The 17,217-nt window shown below is 68.9% G+C and carries 16 protein-coding genes and 1 pseudogene; 7 read left to right on the top strand and 10 right to left on the bottom strand.

What is annotated here, in order from left to right; genetic code table 11:
• Positions 1–169 precede the first annotated feature (169 nt).
• Complete coding sequence (locus STRCI_RS40685) at positions 170–1,861, top strand: SpoIIE family protein phosphatase (protein ID WP_269664040.1); 1,692 nt, start codon at positions 170–172, stop codon at positions 1,859–1,861.
• A 79-nt stretch (positions 1,862–1,940) separates the two neighbouring features.
• Here the strand turns inward: STRCI_RS40685 and STRCI_RS43450 are convergent, their stop codons facing one another.
• Positions 1,941–2,693, bottom strand: a complete 753-nt coding sequence (locus STRCI_RS43450) for an ASCH domain-containing protein (RefSeq protein ID WP_336298835.1) — start codon at positions 2,691–2,693, stop codon at positions 1,941–1,943.
• A 501-nt stretch (positions 2,694–3,194) separates the two neighbouring features.
• Between STRCI_RS43450 and STRCI_RS40700 the strand changes: the two genes are divergently transcribed.
• Entirely contained in the window at positions 3,195–3,926 is a 732-nt protein-coding gene (locus STRCI_RS40700; protein ID WP_269664041.1) for a flavodoxin family protein, read from the top strand.
• Positions 3,927–4,022: 96 nt separating this feature from the next.
• Here STRCI_RS40700 and STRCI_RS40705 read toward each other — a convergent pair whose 3' ends face one another.
• From STRCI_RS40705 to STRCI_RS40720, 4 genes are all read right to left on the bottom strand, one after another.
• On the bottom strand, positions 4,023–4,268 hold the full coding sequence (locus tag STRCI_RS40705) for a hypothetical protein (protein WP_269664042.1): 246 nt from the start codon (positions 4,266–4,268) through the stop codon (positions 4,023–4,025).
• Positions 4,265–4,672: a hypothetical protein gene (locus STRCI_RS40710; protein ID WP_269664043.1), complete on the bottom strand. Its 408-nt coding sequence runs from the start codon at positions 4,670–4,672 to the stop codon at positions 4,265–4,267. The genes STRCI_RS40705 and STRCI_RS40710 overlap by 4 nt, the downstream gene beginning before the upstream one ends.
• Positions 4,673–4,686: 14 nt before the next feature.
• The gene (locus STRCI_RS40715) at positions 4,687–6,282 is read right to left on the bottom strand and encodes a hypothetical protein (protein ID WP_269664044.1); all 1,596 of its coding nucleotides are present in this window, start codon (positions 6,280–6,282) and stop codon (positions 4,687–4,689) included.
• 198 nt (positions 6,283–6,480) lie between these two features.
• Positions 6,481–7,458, bottom strand: coding sequence for an ArsR/SmtB family transcription factor (locus STRCI_RS40720; protein WP_269664780.1), 978 nt, complete (start codon positions 7,456–7,458; stop codon positions 6,481–6,483).
• Positions 7,459–7,538: 80 nt separating this feature from the next.
• Between STRCI_RS40720 and STRCI_RS40725 the strand changes: the two genes are divergently transcribed.
• On the top strand, positions 7,539–8,447 hold the full coding sequence (locus STRCI_RS40725; RefSeq protein ID WP_269664045.1) for an oxidoreductase: 909 nt from the start codon (positions 7,539–7,541) through the stop codon (positions 8,445–8,447).
• Between the two features lie 664 nt (positions 8,448–9,111).
• On the opposite strand, the gene STRCI_RS40730 is transcribed toward STRCI_RS40725, so the two are convergent.
• Together STRCI_RS40730 and STRCI_RS40735 are read right to left on the bottom strand one after the other, a co-directional pair.
• Positions 9,112–9,696: a tellurite resistance TerB family protein gene (locus STRCI_RS40730; protein ID WP_269664046.1), complete on the bottom strand. Its 585-nt coding sequence runs from the start codon at positions 9,694–9,696 to the stop codon at positions 9,112–9,114.
• 382 nt (positions 9,697–10,078) lie between these two features.
• Positions 10,079–10,543 (bottom strand): hypothetical protein, encoded by a 465-nt coding sequence (locus STRCI_RS40735; protein ID WP_269664047.1) that lies wholly within the window; start codon positions 10,541–10,543, stop codon positions 10,079–10,081.
• A gap of 934 nt (positions 10,544–11,477) precedes the next feature.
• Between STRCI_RS40735 and STRCI_RS40740 the strand changes: the two genes are divergently transcribed.
• Positions 11,478–11,756 (top strand): DegT/DnrJ/EryC1/StrS family aminotransferase, encoded by a 279-nt coding sequence (locus STRCI_RS40740; RefSeq protein WP_269664781.1) that lies wholly within the window; start codon positions 11,478–11,480, stop codon positions 11,754–11,756.
• 132 nt (positions 11,757–11,888) lie between these two features.
• Here the strand turns inward: STRCI_RS40740 and STRCI_RS40745 are convergent, their stop codons facing one another.
• Both STRCI_RS40745 and STRCI_RS40750 read right to left on the bottom strand, forming a co-directional pair.
• A complete protein-coding gene (locus STRCI_RS40745; protein WP_269664048.1) occupies positions 11,889–12,485 on the bottom strand; it encodes an NADPH-dependent F420 reductase in 597 nt (198 codons plus the stop codon).
• Positions 12,486–12,525: 40 nt separating this feature from the next.
• Positions 12,526–13,344, bottom strand: coding sequence for a 3'(2'),5'-bisphosphate nucleotidase CysQ (locus STRCI_RS40750; protein ID WP_269664049.1), 819 nt, complete (start codon positions 13,342–13,344; stop codon positions 12,526–12,528).
• A 138-nt stretch (positions 13,345–13,482) separates the two neighbouring features.
• On the opposite strand from STRCI_RS40750, the gene STRCI_RS40755 reads away from it, so the two are divergent.
• The gene (locus STRCI_RS40755) at positions 13,483–14,391 is read left to right on the top strand and encodes a LysR family transcriptional regulator (protein ID WP_269664050.1); all 909 of its coding nucleotides are present in this window, start codon (positions 13,483–13,485) and stop codon (positions 14,389–14,391) included.
• A 274-nt stretch (positions 14,392–14,665) separates the two neighbouring features.
• Positions 14,666–14,885 (top strand): annotated as a pseudogene (locus STRCI_RS40760) (IS5/IS1182 family transposase); the annotation flags it as partial.
• Positions 14,886–15,032: 147 nt separating this feature from the next.
• On the opposite strand, the gene STRCI_RS40765 reads toward STRCI_RS40760, so the two are convergent.
• Complete coding sequence (locus tag STRCI_RS40765; RefSeq protein WP_269664051.1) at positions 15,033–15,770, bottom strand: SDR family NAD(P)-dependent oxidoreductase; 738 nt, start codon at positions 15,768–15,770, stop codon at positions 15,033–15,035.
• An 84-nt stretch (positions 15,771–15,854) separates the two neighbouring features.
• Between STRCI_RS40765 and STRCI_RS40770 the strand changes: the two genes are divergently transcribed.
• Positions 15,855–16,496 carry a TetR/AcrR family transcriptional regulator gene (locus tag STRCI_RS40770; protein WP_269664052.1) on the top strand — a complete coding sequence of 214 codons (642 nt, stop codon included), beginning with the start codon at positions 15,855–15,857 and terminating at the stop codon, positions 16,494–16,496.
• The last annotated feature ends 721 nt before the right edge of the window (positions 16,497–17,217 follow it).

Genomic DNA, 17,217 nt, shown 5'->3' on the forward strand with positions numbered 1-17,217 from the left:
GACGTCTCGCACACCATGGCCTGCAGATGCGGGACGACGTCCCTTCCCTCACGATGGGAAAGGAAAATCACCTGGTCAGGACGGCTCTGGGAAGAGGAGACGGGTGAACGCTGAACGACCGCCGCGGTGGCTCTTCCCCGATTCTGCCCAGGCCGCCGTTCCAGTAGAGGTGACCGGACTCTCGGCCGACCTGACCGGGAACGTCTGCGACTGCGGATTCCTGCGCGGGATCGTCGAAGAGACGCTGGCGCCCGTCGCCATCCTCGACGAGCAACTGCGCTACCTCTACGTCAATCCCGCGTTCGTCCGGGTCAGCGGCGTCCCCGCCAGCACGTTCCTCGGCCGGACCCTGGGCGATGTACTGCCCGACGTCCAAGGCCCCACGGACATCGTCCTGAAGGTGATGGAAGACGGTCGGCCCCGGGAGGCAACCGTCACCGGAACCACACGTGTCCCTTCGAGCGTGGGCCGCAGACTGTGGCGCGCGGTCTTCCACCGGCTGGAGATTCAAGGACAGGTTGTCGGTGTGTGCGGCATCGGCGTGGAGGTCAGCAACCTGCGCCGGTACCTGGACGACCTGGAAAACGCCCATCAGCGGCTCGCCATGCTGGATACGGCAGCCACCCGCGTCGGCACCACACTCGATGTCGAGGTCACCTGCACCGAGTTGGCCGACTTCCTCGCGCCCTCCATGGCCGATGTCGCCGCAGTCGGCATCGTCGAAGAGGAGCACGACGGTGCGTCCTCGCCAGCTCCGGGAATGCTGCGGTTGCGCAAAATGGCCCTCGCCGCACCGGAGGAGTTGAGATGGCGCCTGCGCCTGCTGGGCGGTCCGGAAGGCTACCTGGACCTCCCGCGGGACTCGGTCGCACGGCGTTGCATGGACAGCGGGCGACCGTGGCGGGGCAACCTGGCCTCGGACGAGGTGTTCCAGAAGGCGACGATCGATCCCAAGCGCGCCAGGATCTTCCGCGCGGCCGGGATCCACTCCCTCCTCTTCGTCCCACTGCCCACCGCAGGACGCTCGGTCGGCGTGGTGATCCTGGGGCGGGCCGGAGCATCGGCGCCATTCAGCGACGACGACATCGCGACAGCCCAGGGCCTGGCCGGGCGGGCCGCGACCTCCATCGACAGCGCACGCAGATACACCTACGAGCACACCATGGCACTGGAACTGCAGCGTGCCCTGCTCTCAGAACCCGGCGGCCCCCACCCCGACGTCGAAGTCGCCACGCGCTACCTCCCGTCCGGCCGCAGCGCGCTGGTCGGTGGTGACTGGTACGACTCGATCGCCCTGCCGGGCGGTCGCACCCTGCTGGTCATGGGCGACGTGATGGGGCATGGCTTCCGTGCGTCCGTCGCCATGAGCCAGTACCGCTCGCTGCTGCGCACCGTGGCCGCATCCGGCATGCCGGTCGAGAAGATCCTGGGGGAGACTGACCGCCGGGTCGCGCACATCGGTGTGGACCGCGTCGCCACGTGTCTTCTCGCGCTCATGGATCCCCAGGCAGGCACCTGCACAGTGGCCAGCGCCGGGCACCTGCCGCCCGTCGTCATCCAGCCCGGGAGCGGTCCCCAGCTGCTCTGGGCTCCGGCCGGCCCTCCCATCGGTACCGAACTCGGAGACTACGAATCCATCACTGTCCGGATCGAGCCCGGTGCCGTGCTGCTGCTCTACACCGACGGTCTGGTCGAGCAGCGCGGCACTGACATCGACGTCTCGCTGCGGGCGCTGGTTGATGAGAGTCTGTCGGCGGACGGCCCCTTGGAGGACCTGCTCGACACCCTCCTGGACGGTCTCGCGAACGGCGTTCCCGAGGACGACGTCGCGCTCCTCGCCGCCCGCCGGCGCCGGCACTGAGAAGTATGAAATCTGTGCGGTCAGGGGCCCCGTGGTCGTCGTCACCTTGCGGCCCAGTCGTCGCTGCTGCCTGCGCGGTTCAGACGGCGCCTGTCTTGTCGTTGATCTGGAAGGTGATGACGTCGACTTCGTCGGTTCCCGCCAGATCTGGGTAGTGGCCCTTGAGGCCTTCCCGGAGTTCGGTTGCGGTCGTCAGCCCCTCGGCTTGGGCGTCCTGGTCGGTGAGGTCGCTGACCAGGCAGTGCCTGATGCCGGTCACCTCTGCCGGCAGGACGACTTCGGGGTCGCTCTCGAACACCAGCCGTGCCGGCCCGAGCTGTGCCGGGTCCCGGAAGCGGGTGGTCCTGGTCTTGGCGCCGGAGCGGACGTCTTCGAGGTAGCGGGGGTTGAACCGGATGATCGGGGGACCGGCCGTCTCGGGGTCTTGGTAGAGCGATGGGTCGAGACCGTTCATGCCTTCCGGGGTCCATCGCTGAGTCAGCGGCATCAGGTCGGCGGCGAGAACGGACCTGGGCCCCGCGGGCGTGGGCACGATGACGCGCATGGTGGGGTAGTAGTCCACGAAGACCTGCCGATCGCGCCCGCACGGGCCGATGACCCCGCGCCCGTGGTTTCCCACGGCAACGATGCAGCGCATCTGGCGGGCGCCCTGGGCTCGTGCGGCTCCCAGAGCCACGAGTTCGGCGCAGGGCCCGCCGGTGAAGTGGTAGAGGTTCACGCCGGCGAACATCCGGTAGTCGGCGGCCATCACCGCGGCGCCCATCGTGTGGATCCCGTCCTCGTCGGGCCCGGCGTCGGTATGCGCGTCTATGGTGCGGCGTGCCAACTCCACGAGCTCACGCTCGTCCTCATCGAGAGCTCGTGCAGATGACGGTACGTACACGTTCTCAGCCTTCCCTTCCGTCAGCAGTCGCCGAAGAGCATTCCACGCCACGCAGGTGCGCTCCACGGGATTTCGGCTTGCCTTGACTGGCCCCTACGGTGGTCCCGTGGGCAGGGACGGAACGCCCTGGCCGAGGCTGGTCGTGGTCACGGACGAGGATCCCGGGCCGCCGGTCTTCCGTGGCTGTGGTGGCCCATTGACGCCGACGGCGAAGACGGCGGCGGACTCGCACATCTACGCAAGGTCTTTGCCGCGAAGGGCCTTCCACGTCGCCCGCTCGGAGCGTGCGATGACGACACCGACCTCATCACGGTGCAGCCAGTGTCCCGGGAGCGATCGCCGACGTCGCCAGGGCCGAGCACCAGCCGGTGAGGGCCCGCACCGGTACCCGAGGCGACCGGGGTTGTGTCGAATCCGGATAAACCAGCCCTCGCGCGAGACGCTGACCTCATGACAGCCTCGCCGTCCGCTGACGACCAGTTCCGCTACGACGACCTGACCGCCCTCTACATCAACTGCACCCTCAAGCCCTCCCCGCAGCTCAGCCACACCCAGGGCCTGATCGACAAGAGCTCGGCCATCATGATGTCGCGCGGGGTCACCACCTCCGAGATCCGTGCCGTCGACCACGACATCGCGCCCGGCGTCTACCCGGACATGACCGAGCACGGCTTCGCCACCGACGAGTGGCCCGCGCTGTACGAGCAGGTCATGGCAGCCGACATCCTGGTCATCGCCGGACCCATCTGGCTCGGCGACAACAGCTCCATGACGAAGAAGGTCATCGAGCGTCTGTACGCCTGCTCCAGCCTCCTCAACTCGCACGGACAGTACGCCTACTACGGACGCGTCGGCGGCTGCCTGATCACTGGCAACGAGGACGGCGTCAAGCACTGCGCGATGAACGTCCTCTACAGCCTCCAGCACCTCGGCTACACCATCCCCCCGCAAGCCGACGCCGGCTGGATCGGCGCCGCCGGCCCCGGCCCCTCCTACCTCGATCCCGACTCCGGCGGCCCGGAGAACGACTTCACCAACCGCAACACCTCCTTCATGGCCTGGAACCTCATGCACCTCGCCGCCCTCCTCAAACGCTCAGGCGGTATCCCCGCCCACGGCAACCAAAGAGCACAGTGGGACGCCGGCTGCCGCCCTGGCGCGGACAACCCCGAACACCGTTGACCCGATGCAGCGGCCACAAGAGTTCCGCCATCCGCAAGGCGCAGGGCTCGCCGCGTACGCCGTGCACAGTGGCCAAAGCAGAACCCATTCAAAGGTTCAGGACACGCCGACGTGGGCCTGACTCAGACTCACCCCCGGGACGGGCTCGTCGCTTCCCCAGTCGATGTCCTGCAACAGCGTCCAGGCGCCGTATCCCAGGCCCGCACACAGCAACGCGGCTACCAACGCCAGGAGCAGGACGCGTGAGCCGCGCAGGCCGGGCGGCGGGCCGTGCACGTCCGGCACCCATGTCTGGCGTTCGGTGTTCCACTGCGCCATGGCGGCCGCCTCTCTGGATGTCACCCCAGTAACCCGCTCAGGGTCTGGGCGACGGCCGCCGCGGAGGCCAGCCCGGCCAGGGCCGTGGCGCCGGCGTTCAGGCGCGCCGCCAGCCACTCCAGTTGGCCCCGTGCCGCCCGGCCCGTGTGGTCGAGCTCGTCCTCCAGGGTGGTGAGCGCCTCGTCGACCTCGGCCGTCTCGTCGGTCGGGGTCAGTGTGCGCAGGTGCTCGCGCAGGGTGCGTACCGCGGCCAGCAACTCCGGGGGTGCGTCCAGTAAGTCGCCCGGCCGCGCCGTCGCCGCCCGCGTCGAGGCGTCGACGGCGCGGGCAGCCGGCCCCGCGGCCACGGCGCCGCCCGTCATCACCCCGATGGCGATGTGCCCCTGGCCGCTTGGTCCCCTGCCCGTGTCGTCGGAACTCGTCGCCATGTTCCGTCGTCCTCTCAGCTCGTGCTCTCCGCCCTTGCCCCGCTGCCGACGGCGACGGCGCCGCCGCTCATCGCGCCGATGTAGACACCGCCGCTGACCTGGACGACCTGTTGCTCGAACTCGCCCGTCTCATAGCCCTCGGCGCGCAGCGCGTCCAGTACTCCGCTGGTGATGCGGTCCTGCACCGTCTTCACGTAACGGCTGACGTCCATCTCCTGGAACAGCGATATCTCCTCCACGCTGCCCAGCTCCCGTACCGAGGTGGTGGGCCCGTCCGGCAGCGCGCGCTGCGGATCGGCCAGCCAGGTCCGCACCACGGCTGACATCGTGCCGAGCGCGGAAACGCCGGAGGCGAAGGTGGCAGTCGGGCTGGTGAGCAGGGCCCGCAGTCCGTCATGCAGCACCAGGTGGGCCCGCGCCGTGATGACGTCGACCGCCGCGAACTCGGGCCGGATCGGCGTGAGGACATGGGGGGCCACTTCCAGCACCAGCATCCCGCCCTGCGTGTGCACGCGGACCAGTACCGTCACCACGATCTGTTCCTCCCACGCGCCGATCCGGATGCGCAGGAAGTGGCGGCGCGCCTCGCCGCCCTCGTCGACGGCGTTGCGGATGTGCCAGGCGACGGCGGCGGGGTCGTAGGACACCCGCGTGCGCGGCACATCACCGGCGGGCAGATAGACCACCTCGTCGATCTCCAGGTCGCCCAACCGGTCCCGGCTGGTGGCGGCCATGGACTCGCGCAGTGCCTCCACCCGCGGCCGGACGAGGTCGATGACGGCGCGCGTGCTCAAGGGGCGACCGGTGAACGCGGCCCCCTGCTTTGGCTTGAGCTCGATCGCGAACGACCACGGCTCGTAAGGCTTGCCGGCACCCACGAAGGGGCGGAAGGGGTCGTGGAGGACCAACCCGGCGTACTGCTCGCGGGCCGTGGCCTCGGCGATGCGGCGACAGGTACGGGTGGCGGGCATCCGGGCCGGCGGCAGCAGGGGAAAGACGTCCCGGTCCAGCTGGTGCGACATGATCCACACCACGCGGGAGCGGTGCAGCCAGACGACAACCGCCATCAGCAGGGGGAAGAACACCGCGTACAGGTTCTCGCCCCGGGTGAACAGGATGCACAGCACCGTCGCCCAGTAGACCAGCATCAAGAAGCGGGGGAACTGCGGCAGCAGCATGGTGAGCCGTCTGATCCCGTGCGTGGCCCGCTTCAGCGTGCCCCGGTCGAGGGTGTACACGGCGATGCTGCGGCCGGTGGCCACCCGCCCGGCCCACAGCAGACAGCACAGCACCCCATACGCCGGAGCCCACAGGACGGGCATGTCGAGCCAGGTACCGTCGTCGAAGTCGATGTGCAGGCCGCCACTGTCCACTTCGAGCGCGAAGAACGCGGCCCAGGCGAGCAGCATCACAACCGCGACCTGGAGTTCCTGGGCGCGAGCGCGCAGCGCGTGGCCCAGCACCGCGACGGCGTCGATGCCTAGCGAAGGAGCCACGGGACGTTCCTCGTGCTCGACGAGTTGCTCGATCACCCGGCGCCGGAAATCGGCGTCGAGGTAGGCGCCGGCACACAGCAGGCGAGTGGCTTCGGTGTGGGAGCGACTCTGCACGCGAGACACCTCCGACCCTTCGAACTCCCGTGTCACATATGGGGAGTTGGCCGTACATAGCCGGTCCAGTATGGAGCAACCCCGGCGCCGGGCAACCTGGTTCGGCCACATTGCCCGTGCCGGGTTGCCGGTTGCCGTCCCAGGAACAGCAGCCCGCTCACCGGTCGGCTCCGGAAGTCCGCGGGGGGATCTGGAACTTCAGGCGGAGGCAGCCGCGAGGACGGTTTCGGCGGCGGCAGTACGGGCGTAGAGAACAAAACGGCCGGCACGGTGGGCGCTGACCATGCCTGCGTTACGCAGGGCGGTGAGGTACTGGGATACCCCGGCCGGAGACAGGCCGGTGCGGTGGGCCAGTTCGGTGGTGGAGGCCGGGGTCTCCAGCTCGGTCAGCAGAAGTGTCCGTGAACGGCCAAGGACACCGGTGAGGGCGGCGACTCCCGTGGCGGGCCGTTTCTCCCACAGTGCGCCGACGGTGCGGGCTGGATAGGCGATTTGCGGCGGGTCGGGCGGCCTGACCTGAGTACGCACGCCGGGGCCGGTGAACGCGGAGGGGATCAGCAGCAGGCCCGCGCCCGAGGACTCGCGGGGCATGTCGCGTTTCCGCCGGACCAGCCCTAGCACGTTGTCGTTCCAACTCACCGTGGCGTGCAGGTCGTTGAAGAGGCGCCCGGTGCCGTGCTCGGCGACGGTGCGGGCCCGGTGGAAGATGTCGGCTTCCAATACGGCTCTGATCCGCGCCCAGTAGGGGGCGAGCGCCAACTCCCAGTACGTTTCGATCTCCCGTGCGACCTTGGCTAGCCGGGAGACAGGGTCGGCGCGAAGGCCCGACAGGCGCGTCCCGAGGTGTCCTTGGTGGCGGGCGAGGTGATCGAGATCCTGGCGTACCTGCTCGGCGGGCGAGGCCAAGATCGCATCCCACTCGTCAGCGGGTGCGGGGGCGGGCCCTGCGGGGGCCGGGGTCAGGAAGTCGGGCACGTAGCCGGAGGGTCCGATCAGCTCGGCAAGCCATCCCCGGTCCAGGCCGGCGGCCAGCACCCGAGGCCGCACCTGCTCGGCCCAGGGCAGGTGCACCGGATGCCGCGTGTTCGCCATGAGCAGCCGGAAGCTGGGCGCGACCTCCCACATCGGCGAGATCGCGAACCGCACCTGCGCGAGATCGTTCGCCGTGAACGCCAGCTCCGCCACAACACCCCCAACGGATTCAGATATACGTGAAGCAATAGCCGACCAGGTTAGCGTGCACCGATCATCACACCATGACCTCACAGACCATCACCGCGGCAACATCGGGCACCTGGAAACTCGGCGACCACACAGTCAACCGCATCGGCTTCGGCACAATGCGCCTGCCCCAGCAAGGCGAAGCGCTCACGCCCGACGCCGTCCCACGCGACCGCGACCAGGCGATCAAGGTGCTGCGCCGGGCCGTCGACCTCGGCGTGAACCACATCGACACCGCCGCCTTCTACTTCTCACCACTGCTCTGCGCCAACGAACTGATCAACAGCGCCCTCGCCCCCTACCCCGACGACCTCGTCATCGCCACCAAGGTCGGCCCCGGCCGCGATCCCTCCGGCGCCTGGCTGCCACACGCCACCCCCGAGCAACTACGCGGCCAGGTCGAGGAGAACCTGCGCCAACTCGGCCGCGACCACCTCGACGTCGTCAACCTGCGCATCGTCGGCACCGATTCCATCGCCGACCGCTTCGGCGCGCTCGCCGAACTCCGCGAAGCCGGACTCATCCGCCACCTGGGCCTGTCCAACATCCGCCCCCACCACCTCGCCGAGGCCCAGACCATCGCACCCGTGGTGTGCGTCCAGAACATGTACGGCATCGGCGTATCGCCCGAGCAGGAGGAACTTCTGCGCCTGTGCGGCGAACAGCACATCGCTTTCGTGCCGTTCTACTCGATCGCCGGCAACGGACGCACCCTCGGCGCACCTGCGAATGACAGCCCCACCGTGCACGCCATCGCCGACGACCACGGGGTGAGCAGCGCACAGGTGCGACTGGCGTGGACACTGCACCGCGGCCCGCACGTCCTGGCCATTCCCGGCACCGGCGACCTCGATCACCTCACCCAGAACGTGGCGGCGGGCTCACTGCGCCTCTCCGAGCACGAACTGGCCGATCTGAACTTCCTCCACCACCCAACCGCATGACCACGCCGCCCCTATGCCGTCGTGATCCGCATCTCCGACCGGCCGGCCTGCCGAACCCGCTGCCACCGCCTGCCCCGATCGCTCACCTCCTCGCAGAGGCACCGACGGAGAAGCTGGCCAACGGCCACACGACCGAGCATCGACTTCGGGTGCGCGCAGATGGTGCTGGACGCGGCGCGCGGGCACTCCAACGCTCTGCTGGTCCAGCCTGGGCTGTGCGCCGGTGGTGGTGCGTCGACCTGCCGCCTGTCCTAGGAACGGCTCGCCGCGTATCGGGGTATCGGGCTCGAACGCCGATCGGCACGGTCGTCGTCAGTGGTGTCGGCATTGTCGAAGGGATGGAGGACGGTGCCCACTTCGGTATTTCCCCGGGGAGCCGATCGGGGCCGGGTCAGGCTGACGTGTCCTGAGTACCGCACCCTCGGCAGTCGGCCGGGGCGCATGCGTCGACGCCTCGCCCCCTGACATGGCAGAGCCGTGCGAGCCGGCTACAGGGGCCGAGCAGAGGACCGACAGCGACGATCACGTTCCGCTCCACTAGAGCGATCCAGGCGCCGCTGTCGGCCCGGCCCAACCCTCGCTGCACTCCCTACCAGGCCCCTGATCAGCAGAAACGCAGAAGTCTGGGTGGTGTACCAATGGGCCTCTTGGCCGGCCGCGGAGGTTAGAGCTGGAACTCTGCGGGGGAGAGCCCCAGCGTGGTGCACGCCTCGCGGAGGATCATCTGCTCGGCCTGCGAGAAGTGTCCGTCGGCGCCCGCGATGACGATGCCGGTCTGGATGACGGCCCGGGCCTCGGTCGGCTTCTTGGCGGCCTTGGCGATGTCCTGCAGCGCCTCGGCCTTGCCGTGCGCGAAGTTCCGGGTGAGCTGGTCGACATGCTTGTGGAAGCGCTGGCGCAGCTGCTCCGGGGGAAAGTTCTGGAGCACCTCGTTGCCGAGGATCATCGACTCCATCTGCTGGATCTCGCTCGCGTCCACCTGGCCGTCGGCCGCCGCGACCAGCGCGCACATCGCCATGCTCGCGTCCCGGTAGGCACCGCTCTTCAGCTCGGTCTTGATCGAGCTGAGCTGGGTCTTCAGCAGACCCACGAGCGGCGCGCGAGAGCCACCACGTGAGCCGCCGTGAGGGGCACCGCCGTGAGGGGCACCGCCATGCGGGGCACCGCCATGCGGGGTACTGCCCTGCCCGCCCTGCACCTGCTGCTGCAAGCTCTTGGCCTGGTCCTTGAGCCGGTCGAACAGTGCCATCGATGTCACCTCGGTGCTCGAACTGTGTGATCTCTCCCTGTGAACGACCCGCTTCCAGTAAAGGTTCCACCGCACCGGCGGTCGGGCGGCATACGCGGCCGTCCTGCGCTCCGCCGCCGCACTCCCTGCGTTGGGGCTTCACCGCCGGCCTCCCGGGCCCGGACCTGGAGGACTTCTCCCGGGGCCTGCACCGTCACCCTGACGCTTGGACGGGGACGCTGGTGGCGGTCGGGCCGCCTGCCGCAGAGACGGGCAGCGGCGCGGCGGCCGGGGTCGCTTTCCACCCTGGCTCTGCCGGAGTGGGTCGCTGCCGCTGGACTGCCCCTTTGTCGGTCTGTTCCACCGCGAGAGGGAAGCAGACACCGCCCTGTTGAACGGCTCGCTACTCAAGGGAGGACAGCAGGGGTCCGGCGGGATGCTGGTACACACCCGCAGGGTTCGTCGACGCTCTGGCGCGTCGGGTCTGGAGCTCCCGGCCTGGCGAGGCGGAGATGCGGTGGAGCTGGACGGTGGCGGGGCTGAAGCCGCCGCCGTGATCACGCAGCACCGTGGTGCCGCCGAGGCCGGCGGCGATGGCGGCGGCTTCGTCCGTCAACTCCCGCATCCCCTCTTGGTCGCCTGCCCTTGCGGCACTGTACGCAGCTGACTGGATCAGCAGGCCGCGCTCGGCAGCGCCGCTGCGGGACGCGCGAAGGGCTGGGTCGTCGGCGGCGTTGAGCGCGATCGACAGCGCCTGTTCCTCCCAGCCGGCGCGGCGGGCGAGCACCGCCAGGTTTCGGGCGGCCTCGGCCACGGCGAGGGGGTGTCCGGCTGCTTCAGCTACCTGGCGTGCCCGGTCGGCTGCCATCCAGCCGAGTTGCTGCTCGTCGAGCTTGATGAGGATGCGGGTCGCGAGCAGGTAGCTCTGCCCGAGCAGGTCGAGATTCCCTCGTCGACGGGGCCGAGCGCGTGTCCGGCACGGATCAGGCGGGGCAGACGTACGGCGAGGTCTGTGTAGTGGCAGGTGTGGAAGTCGGCGTGCACGTGGGCGAGTTCGGCAGGCAACTGATCGAGGGCCGGCAGTTCGTGTCCTGGCCGATACCGAGCATCACGTCCCGCAGACGGCCGACGAGGCTGACCCACCGGGAAGTCCTGAGCCGACGATGCTGGTAACGAGATGCCAGCGCTCGCCGCGGCTGAGAGAGCAAGGAACTTCCGTCGCCGCATGGGGTCGTCGCCCTCCTCCCGCTGAGCTAGTCCCGCTTTAGGCCCGGGAGGGCGCGGGTACGCGAGAGCAGGTTCGACGGAGTATCCGTGTCGGGTCTGCCCGGGGGACCAAGTCGCGGTGAGCCCGAACCCCTTGGGCGGAGTATCGAGCACATCAGCGAAACGTCTGAGGACGTCGGCATCGGACAGGGGGAAAGGTCCCGCTCGTACCGGGGCAGCTGAGAGGCGGAGGAGCCGGTCCGGTCACCGAGATCGACTGCTTCTGCCGCTTTCTCGACGGCAAGCGGACCAACTCTCAGTTCCCAGCGCCCATGTGACGCACACCGGGTACCTGGCCGCCGCCTACACCTCCCAGAGCGCCCTCACGCCCGCCCACCCGGAGGAGTACCTGCTGTGACCGTCGGCACCACCCCTCGCTCTCCTCGGCGGCTTCGCCCGTCATCGACGCCCCCGGACCTCACCTTGCCTGGCCTCCGTTCGAGGAGCGCGACGTCGAGGCGGGGCACCAGCCAGCTGATTTCCACGGCGGGAGATTCCTTGGCATCCTTCCTCGGCGTCCGCCATGTCGTCATCACCTGCACGAGGACGGCTGTCCTGCACTCGATGTACGCGGCTGCCGGTGTCGGACCGGTGAGGAGGTGATCGTGCCGGCACTGACGCTCCACGCCACGGCCACCCCGCTCCTCCACATCGGGGCCGCCAGCCCCGCGCTCGCCGACATCGACACCCGCGGGCAGTTCGACCTCGACGACGTCGCCCGTCGCATCACCCGTCGCACGAAGGTGGTCGTCGCCGTCCACCTGTGGGGGCTGCCCGAGAACATGGACGCCCTAATGACTCGGAGTTCGTCATGAGCCCCGCACCCGCTGCGGCACTCGACCCTGCTGCGGCCGCGCCACGTTGTGGACGCATCCCACCCGTGCTGGTCCTGGCTCAGCTGATGGTGGTCCGGGGCACCATCCCTGCGACGGTGCACTGCGTGCGGATCAGCGGGCGATCGAGATCGCGAAGGGCGTGAATCCGCTGGACCGAATCACGTGCGGTACGAACAGTATTGCGGCCTCCGTGGCGCGGGCGGTCTGTATCCCGCCGAGATCAGTGATCCACTCCTTGCGCCAGCCGAGGTCGATGAGCAGTTCACTAACGGTCTGCTTGGCCTGCGGGTCGTCGCCGGAGAGGAAGGCGTCGGGCGCCTGGGCAAGCGTTGCCGGTGCGGTCATCACCGGGAAGAGCATGGTGTTGAGTGTCTTGACGACGCGCGTTTCGGGGAGCGCTTCCTGGAGTTGCTCGGCGAGGCTTGAGCCGGGGTAGATCAGGTGGGCAGGCAGTCCGTCCGGTCCGTCGACGGTGGCGTTGGAGACGTCGACGAGGATCTTGTCGCTCAGCTCCTCGCGCAGGGCGACGAGCCGGTCCACCGAGCCGGCTCCAGGGGTTGCGTTGATGACGATCTGGGCTGTCCGGGCAGCGTCGGCGGCGGCGCCCGGCGCGCGGTCCGCCACGGTCACCTCATGCCCTGCCCGGGTGAGCGCTGTGGCCAGATTGCCGCCGACGCGGCCGTTTCCGAGAACTGCGATCGAAGTCATGATGATCTGTCCTTCCATACGTGCAGGTTGTGGTGCGCGGTCAGCGGGAGAGCGTGGCGACGGCCTCGGCGTGGACGCCGGGCGCTGCGGCCAGGAAGCTCTCGCTCTGCGGGGTCCAGGGGCGGCCCTCGACGTCGGAGATCTGTCCGCCGGCCTCGGTGACGAGCAGAGCTCCGGGCAGCAGATCCGCGCGGGCGCCGGCGAACTGCCAGAAGGCATCGATCCGGCCGGCGGCCACGTTCAGCAGGTGCAGGGTCGCGGGCACGGCGGTGCGGACGACGAGCGCGTCGAAGAGCATCGCGGTGATCGAGGAGCCGACGCGTCGCACGACCTTCTCGTCCTCGTCCGGGCGGGCCTGGCTGGTGGCCACGATGCTCAGGCCGAGGTCCGCGGCCTGGGAGACGTGCAGCGGCCGGCCGTCGAGGTGGGCTCCCGCGCCCGTGAGCGCGGTGTAGGTCTCGCCGGTCAACGGGAGGTGGATCGCGGTGAGTACCGGCTGGTTCTCACGCACGAGGGTGGCGGTCACCGCCCACTCCGGCAGGGCGTGCAGGTGGTTGACGTTGCCTTCGGCCGGATCCACGACCCACCATTCGCCGGGCGGCAGCGCCCCGCCGTCCAGCTCGTCCTCCACCCAGCCGGCGTCCGGGCGCAGCCGCGTGAGCCGGGGGCGCAGGATGTCGAGGGCCGTGTCGTCATTGGCGGCGAGCGCGCGCATCAACTCTTCGCGGGTCCGGTAGCGGACCACCTCGCCGAAGCGCTCGCGCAGCGCCGAACCGGCCGCACGCACGGCGATCACGGTCTGGCCGAGCAGGTCGGCGTCGGTGGCGGCGACGTCAGTGGTCTGAAGCGTTTCGGACATGGTCGAACTCCCATGTGAGGAGGGGTGATTGAGGCGGGTCGGGCCGCGCTGTGCGTTCCGTCTTGCGCTCTCACCTCGAAGGTATAGAGGCCTTCAATTAACTTCAAATGCATGTTAAGCACGGCTAGGATTACTCACATGCAATTGGATTTGAACCTGCTCGCCGCGCTCGACGCGCTGCTGGAGGAGGGAAGCGTGGCCGGGGCGGCCGCGCGCCTGCACGTCACCGCCCCCGCGATGAGCCGGAGTCTGGGCCGCATCCGGCGCACGACCGGGGATCAGATCCTGGTGCGCACCGGCCGCACGATGACCCCGACGCCGTATGCGATCGCCGTCCGGGAACAGGTGCACGAACTACTGCACCAGGTCCAGGGGGTGCTGGCACCCAGCCGTGAACTCGATCTGGCAACGCTGGAGCGCACTTTCACTCTCCGCTGGCACGATTCCCTGGTCGCTATGGGCGGCCCCGCACTGCTCGCGGCCGTGCGCGGACAGGCGCCGGGCGTGCGATTGCGCTTCGTCGCGGAATCGAGCATCGACACCCCCGAGTTGCGGCGCGGCGAGGTCGACCTGGAGGCGAACGCCAACCGCCCGAGCGCACCGGACATCCGTGCCGAGAACGTGGGCGAGACCCGCCTCGTCATCGTCGTCAGGCAGGGACACCCCCTCACCCGCGTCAAGACCGTCACCGCAAAGCAGTACGCCGCCGCTGAACACGTCACCGTCTCGCGACGTGGAAACCTCAGCAATGCCCTCGACGACGCCCTCGCACAACTCGGCCTCACCCGCCGCGTGGTGGCGACCGCGCCCACGGAAGCGGCCGCGCTGGAGTTCGCGCGCGGCTCCGACTTCCTGATCAGCGTCCCCGAAGCCACCACACGGTCAGCGGTCACCGACCTCGGCCTGGTCGTGCTCCCCCTCCCGCTCGAACTGCCGTCGGCACCCATATACCTGTCGTGGCATCAGCGCTACGACACCGACCACGCCCACGCCTGGCTACGAGGGCTGGCGCGAACCGCACTGGCCACGTGCGGAACGCCGTCGTAGTCGGCGACGTCCGGCCGCTTCACCGATTCGTCCACGGGACCACCTCGATGCCGTACGGGCGGCTGCTGTGCGGACCCGCATTACACCGGCCCCCGGCAGTAGGCGTACACGACCAACCTGAACGGGGTCGCGAAGCCCTTGCCGAGAATGCAGGACACGAACGTCTTGACGGTCTCGTGGCTGCTGACGTTGAAGCAGATCGCCGCCGCGTTAGGAGACGTGCTGAGCGACCGCGCCGCTGCGGGTTAATACAGGGTTGGCGTGCTGCGGTGGCACGTTCCCCGAACCGAAGAATCAGCGGGCCAACCGACAGCACAAAGGCAGCAGGGCGGTCGGACCGCTGGCTTCGACAGGACGATCTGCAAACGCAGGAACGAGGTGGAGCGGACAATCAAGGCCTCAAGAGCTTCCGGGCTGTGGCGACGAGGGTCGACAAACGTGCCTACGTCTTCCGCGGCACCGTCACCGTTGACTCGATCCAACTTTGGCTCAGGTCGCGACCCCACCGGAGAGACCTAGGAGTACGCCTTCGCCTCAACAAGCAGCTCCCCCTCGTTGCTTCGGGCGCAGGGCGCCTCGTACGACGCACACGCGTGCGCCACATCGCTTCGAGGGAGCCGGATCGCACCACCGGCCGTCGTTCAGGCCCGCGTGTAGCCGCCGTCGGCGAAGAGTTCGGCGCCGGTGACGAACGACGAGGCGTCCGAAGCCAGGAAGAGAGCGGCCTCGGCGATTTCCTCGGCGTCGGCCAGCCGCCCCAGTGGCACGACGGCCTCGGCGAACTGGTCGACCTCCGGCCCCGCGGCGCCCAGCAGGCCAGGAGTCCGCGTGGGTCCCGGGCTGAGCACGTTGACCCGGAATCGGCGCTCACGCGACTGCCGGGCCCAGTTGTGCACGAGGTTGCTTACTGCCGCCTTCGAGGCGCTGTAGACCTCGAGGTGCTCATTGGGCCGCACGCTGTTGCTCGAGCCGACGACCAGGATGGAGGCGTTCGCCGCCAGCAGCGGAAGCGCCTTCTGAACGGTGAACAGCGGGCCCTTGACGTTGACGGCGAGCGTCAGGTCGACGTTCGCCTCGGTGTGGCCGCCGAGCGCGGCGTCCGCGACGATTCCCGCGTTGGCCACCAGCACGTCGATGCGTCCGGCCTCCTCGCGGACTCGCGCGTAGAGCGCGTCCAGGTCGGCCAGGACCGAGACATCGGATCGTACGCCGATGGCCGCAGGGCCCAGCTCCTTGACCGCCGCTTCGAGACGGTCGATGTCCCGGCCGGTCACGAAGACCCGTGCGCCCTCCCGGACGAAGCGGTGGGCGATGGCCAGCCCGATCCCGCTGCTCCCTCCCGTGATCACAGCCACCTTCTCCTGCAGCACGCCTGGCATGTCGAACCCCTTCAGTTGTGGAATGGATCGTCCATAACGTAGGCAGTAATGGACGATCGAGTCAAGAATCGATAGGCTGAGACCATGGCGAGACCACGCGCATTCGACGAACGCCAAGTCCTGGAGCGGGCCCGCGAACAGTTCTGGGCCACCGGCTACGCGGGAACCCGCATGGACGACATCGCCCAGGCCACCGGCCTGGGCAAGGGCAGCCTGTACGGCGCATTCGGCGACAAGAGCAAGCTGTTCCACCGTGTGTTCGGCGACTGGTGCACCGCAGTCGTCGAGGTGGCCGAAGCGCGGCTAGAAGGTGGTCCCGACGCAGAGGCCTTGGACCGGCTGGCGGCATACGTGCATCTCATGGCGGAGAACACCGCCTCCGACACCGATCACCGCGGGTGCCTGCTGGCCAAGGGCGCCGCGGAACTGGCCCAGCACGATCCGACGGTCGCCGGACGGTCGGCCGAGACCATGACGGCACTGCTGACCCTCCTGCGGACGGAAATCAGCGCCGCCCAGCGCCACGGCGACATCGACAGCGCTGCGGATCCGGAGCGGTTGGCGGCACTGCTGCTGACGGTGGTCCGCGGAATCGAGGCGGTAGGCAAGGCCGGCCTGGACCCGGAGTCGCTGCGGAACATCGCAGACACCGCACTGGCGGTCTTGCCCATGCCCGAGGGACAGACTCGCCTCGCAACCGGGCACAGCCCGGCCCGCGAGAACTAACATGGTGCCATCGCGGCAACATGACCCGCCGCACACAACACCAAGGGCTGCCTAGCCCTGCGGTGCTGCCCGTCGCACAGCCAAGTGGCCCATCTTATTGATCATCTAAGGTCCCAGCCGTCAAGATCAGCGGCCCGGCCGGATCCGGTCGACTCGTGCCCGTCGCCGTGACGGGGCGTCACAGGTGTCTGGTGCAGGGAATCGCGTTTGTTCCAGGTCTGTTCTGTGCCGTGAACGCCGGTGGCCGGGATGGGTGTGCCGGTACGGTCTCGTTGCTGGATCCGGCCGTGCTCAAGGGGCTTTGGTAGTGGGCGGCGGGGAGGCGCGGTACGGAGGTGAGGGTGGGGATCACGTCCTGCTGGCGACTTCACACGGCTGGTGCCACGGCCCGAGCCAGGGCCGCGGTGGATCGACGCCTGCCGTGACTACATCATCGCCGGATGGCGTGCCCGTTTTGGGGCGTGAACGCCGTAAGCCACACAGCCCCTGCTGTTTACGAGGAAGCCCTCACCTACGCCAAGACGCTGCCGCCGTATGTACGGTCTGACGGTCAGCAAAGCATGGATCCTGGAAGAGACGGGACGCCTTGAGGAGGCTCTCGCCCTGCTGCGGGCGGATACCGCGCTGCGGCCTCCACCGGTGGAGATGTCCCAACAGGTGACGTTCCTTTCGCTCGCTGTCGACGCATCCCTCGGAGAGGAGGAGCCAGTTCGCCCAAGGA

The organism is Streptomyces cinnabarinus (assembly GCF_027270315.1).
Taxonomy (GTDB): Bacteria; Actinomycetota; Actinomycetes; order Streptomycetales; family Streptomycetaceae; genus Streptomyces; species Streptomyces cinnabarinus.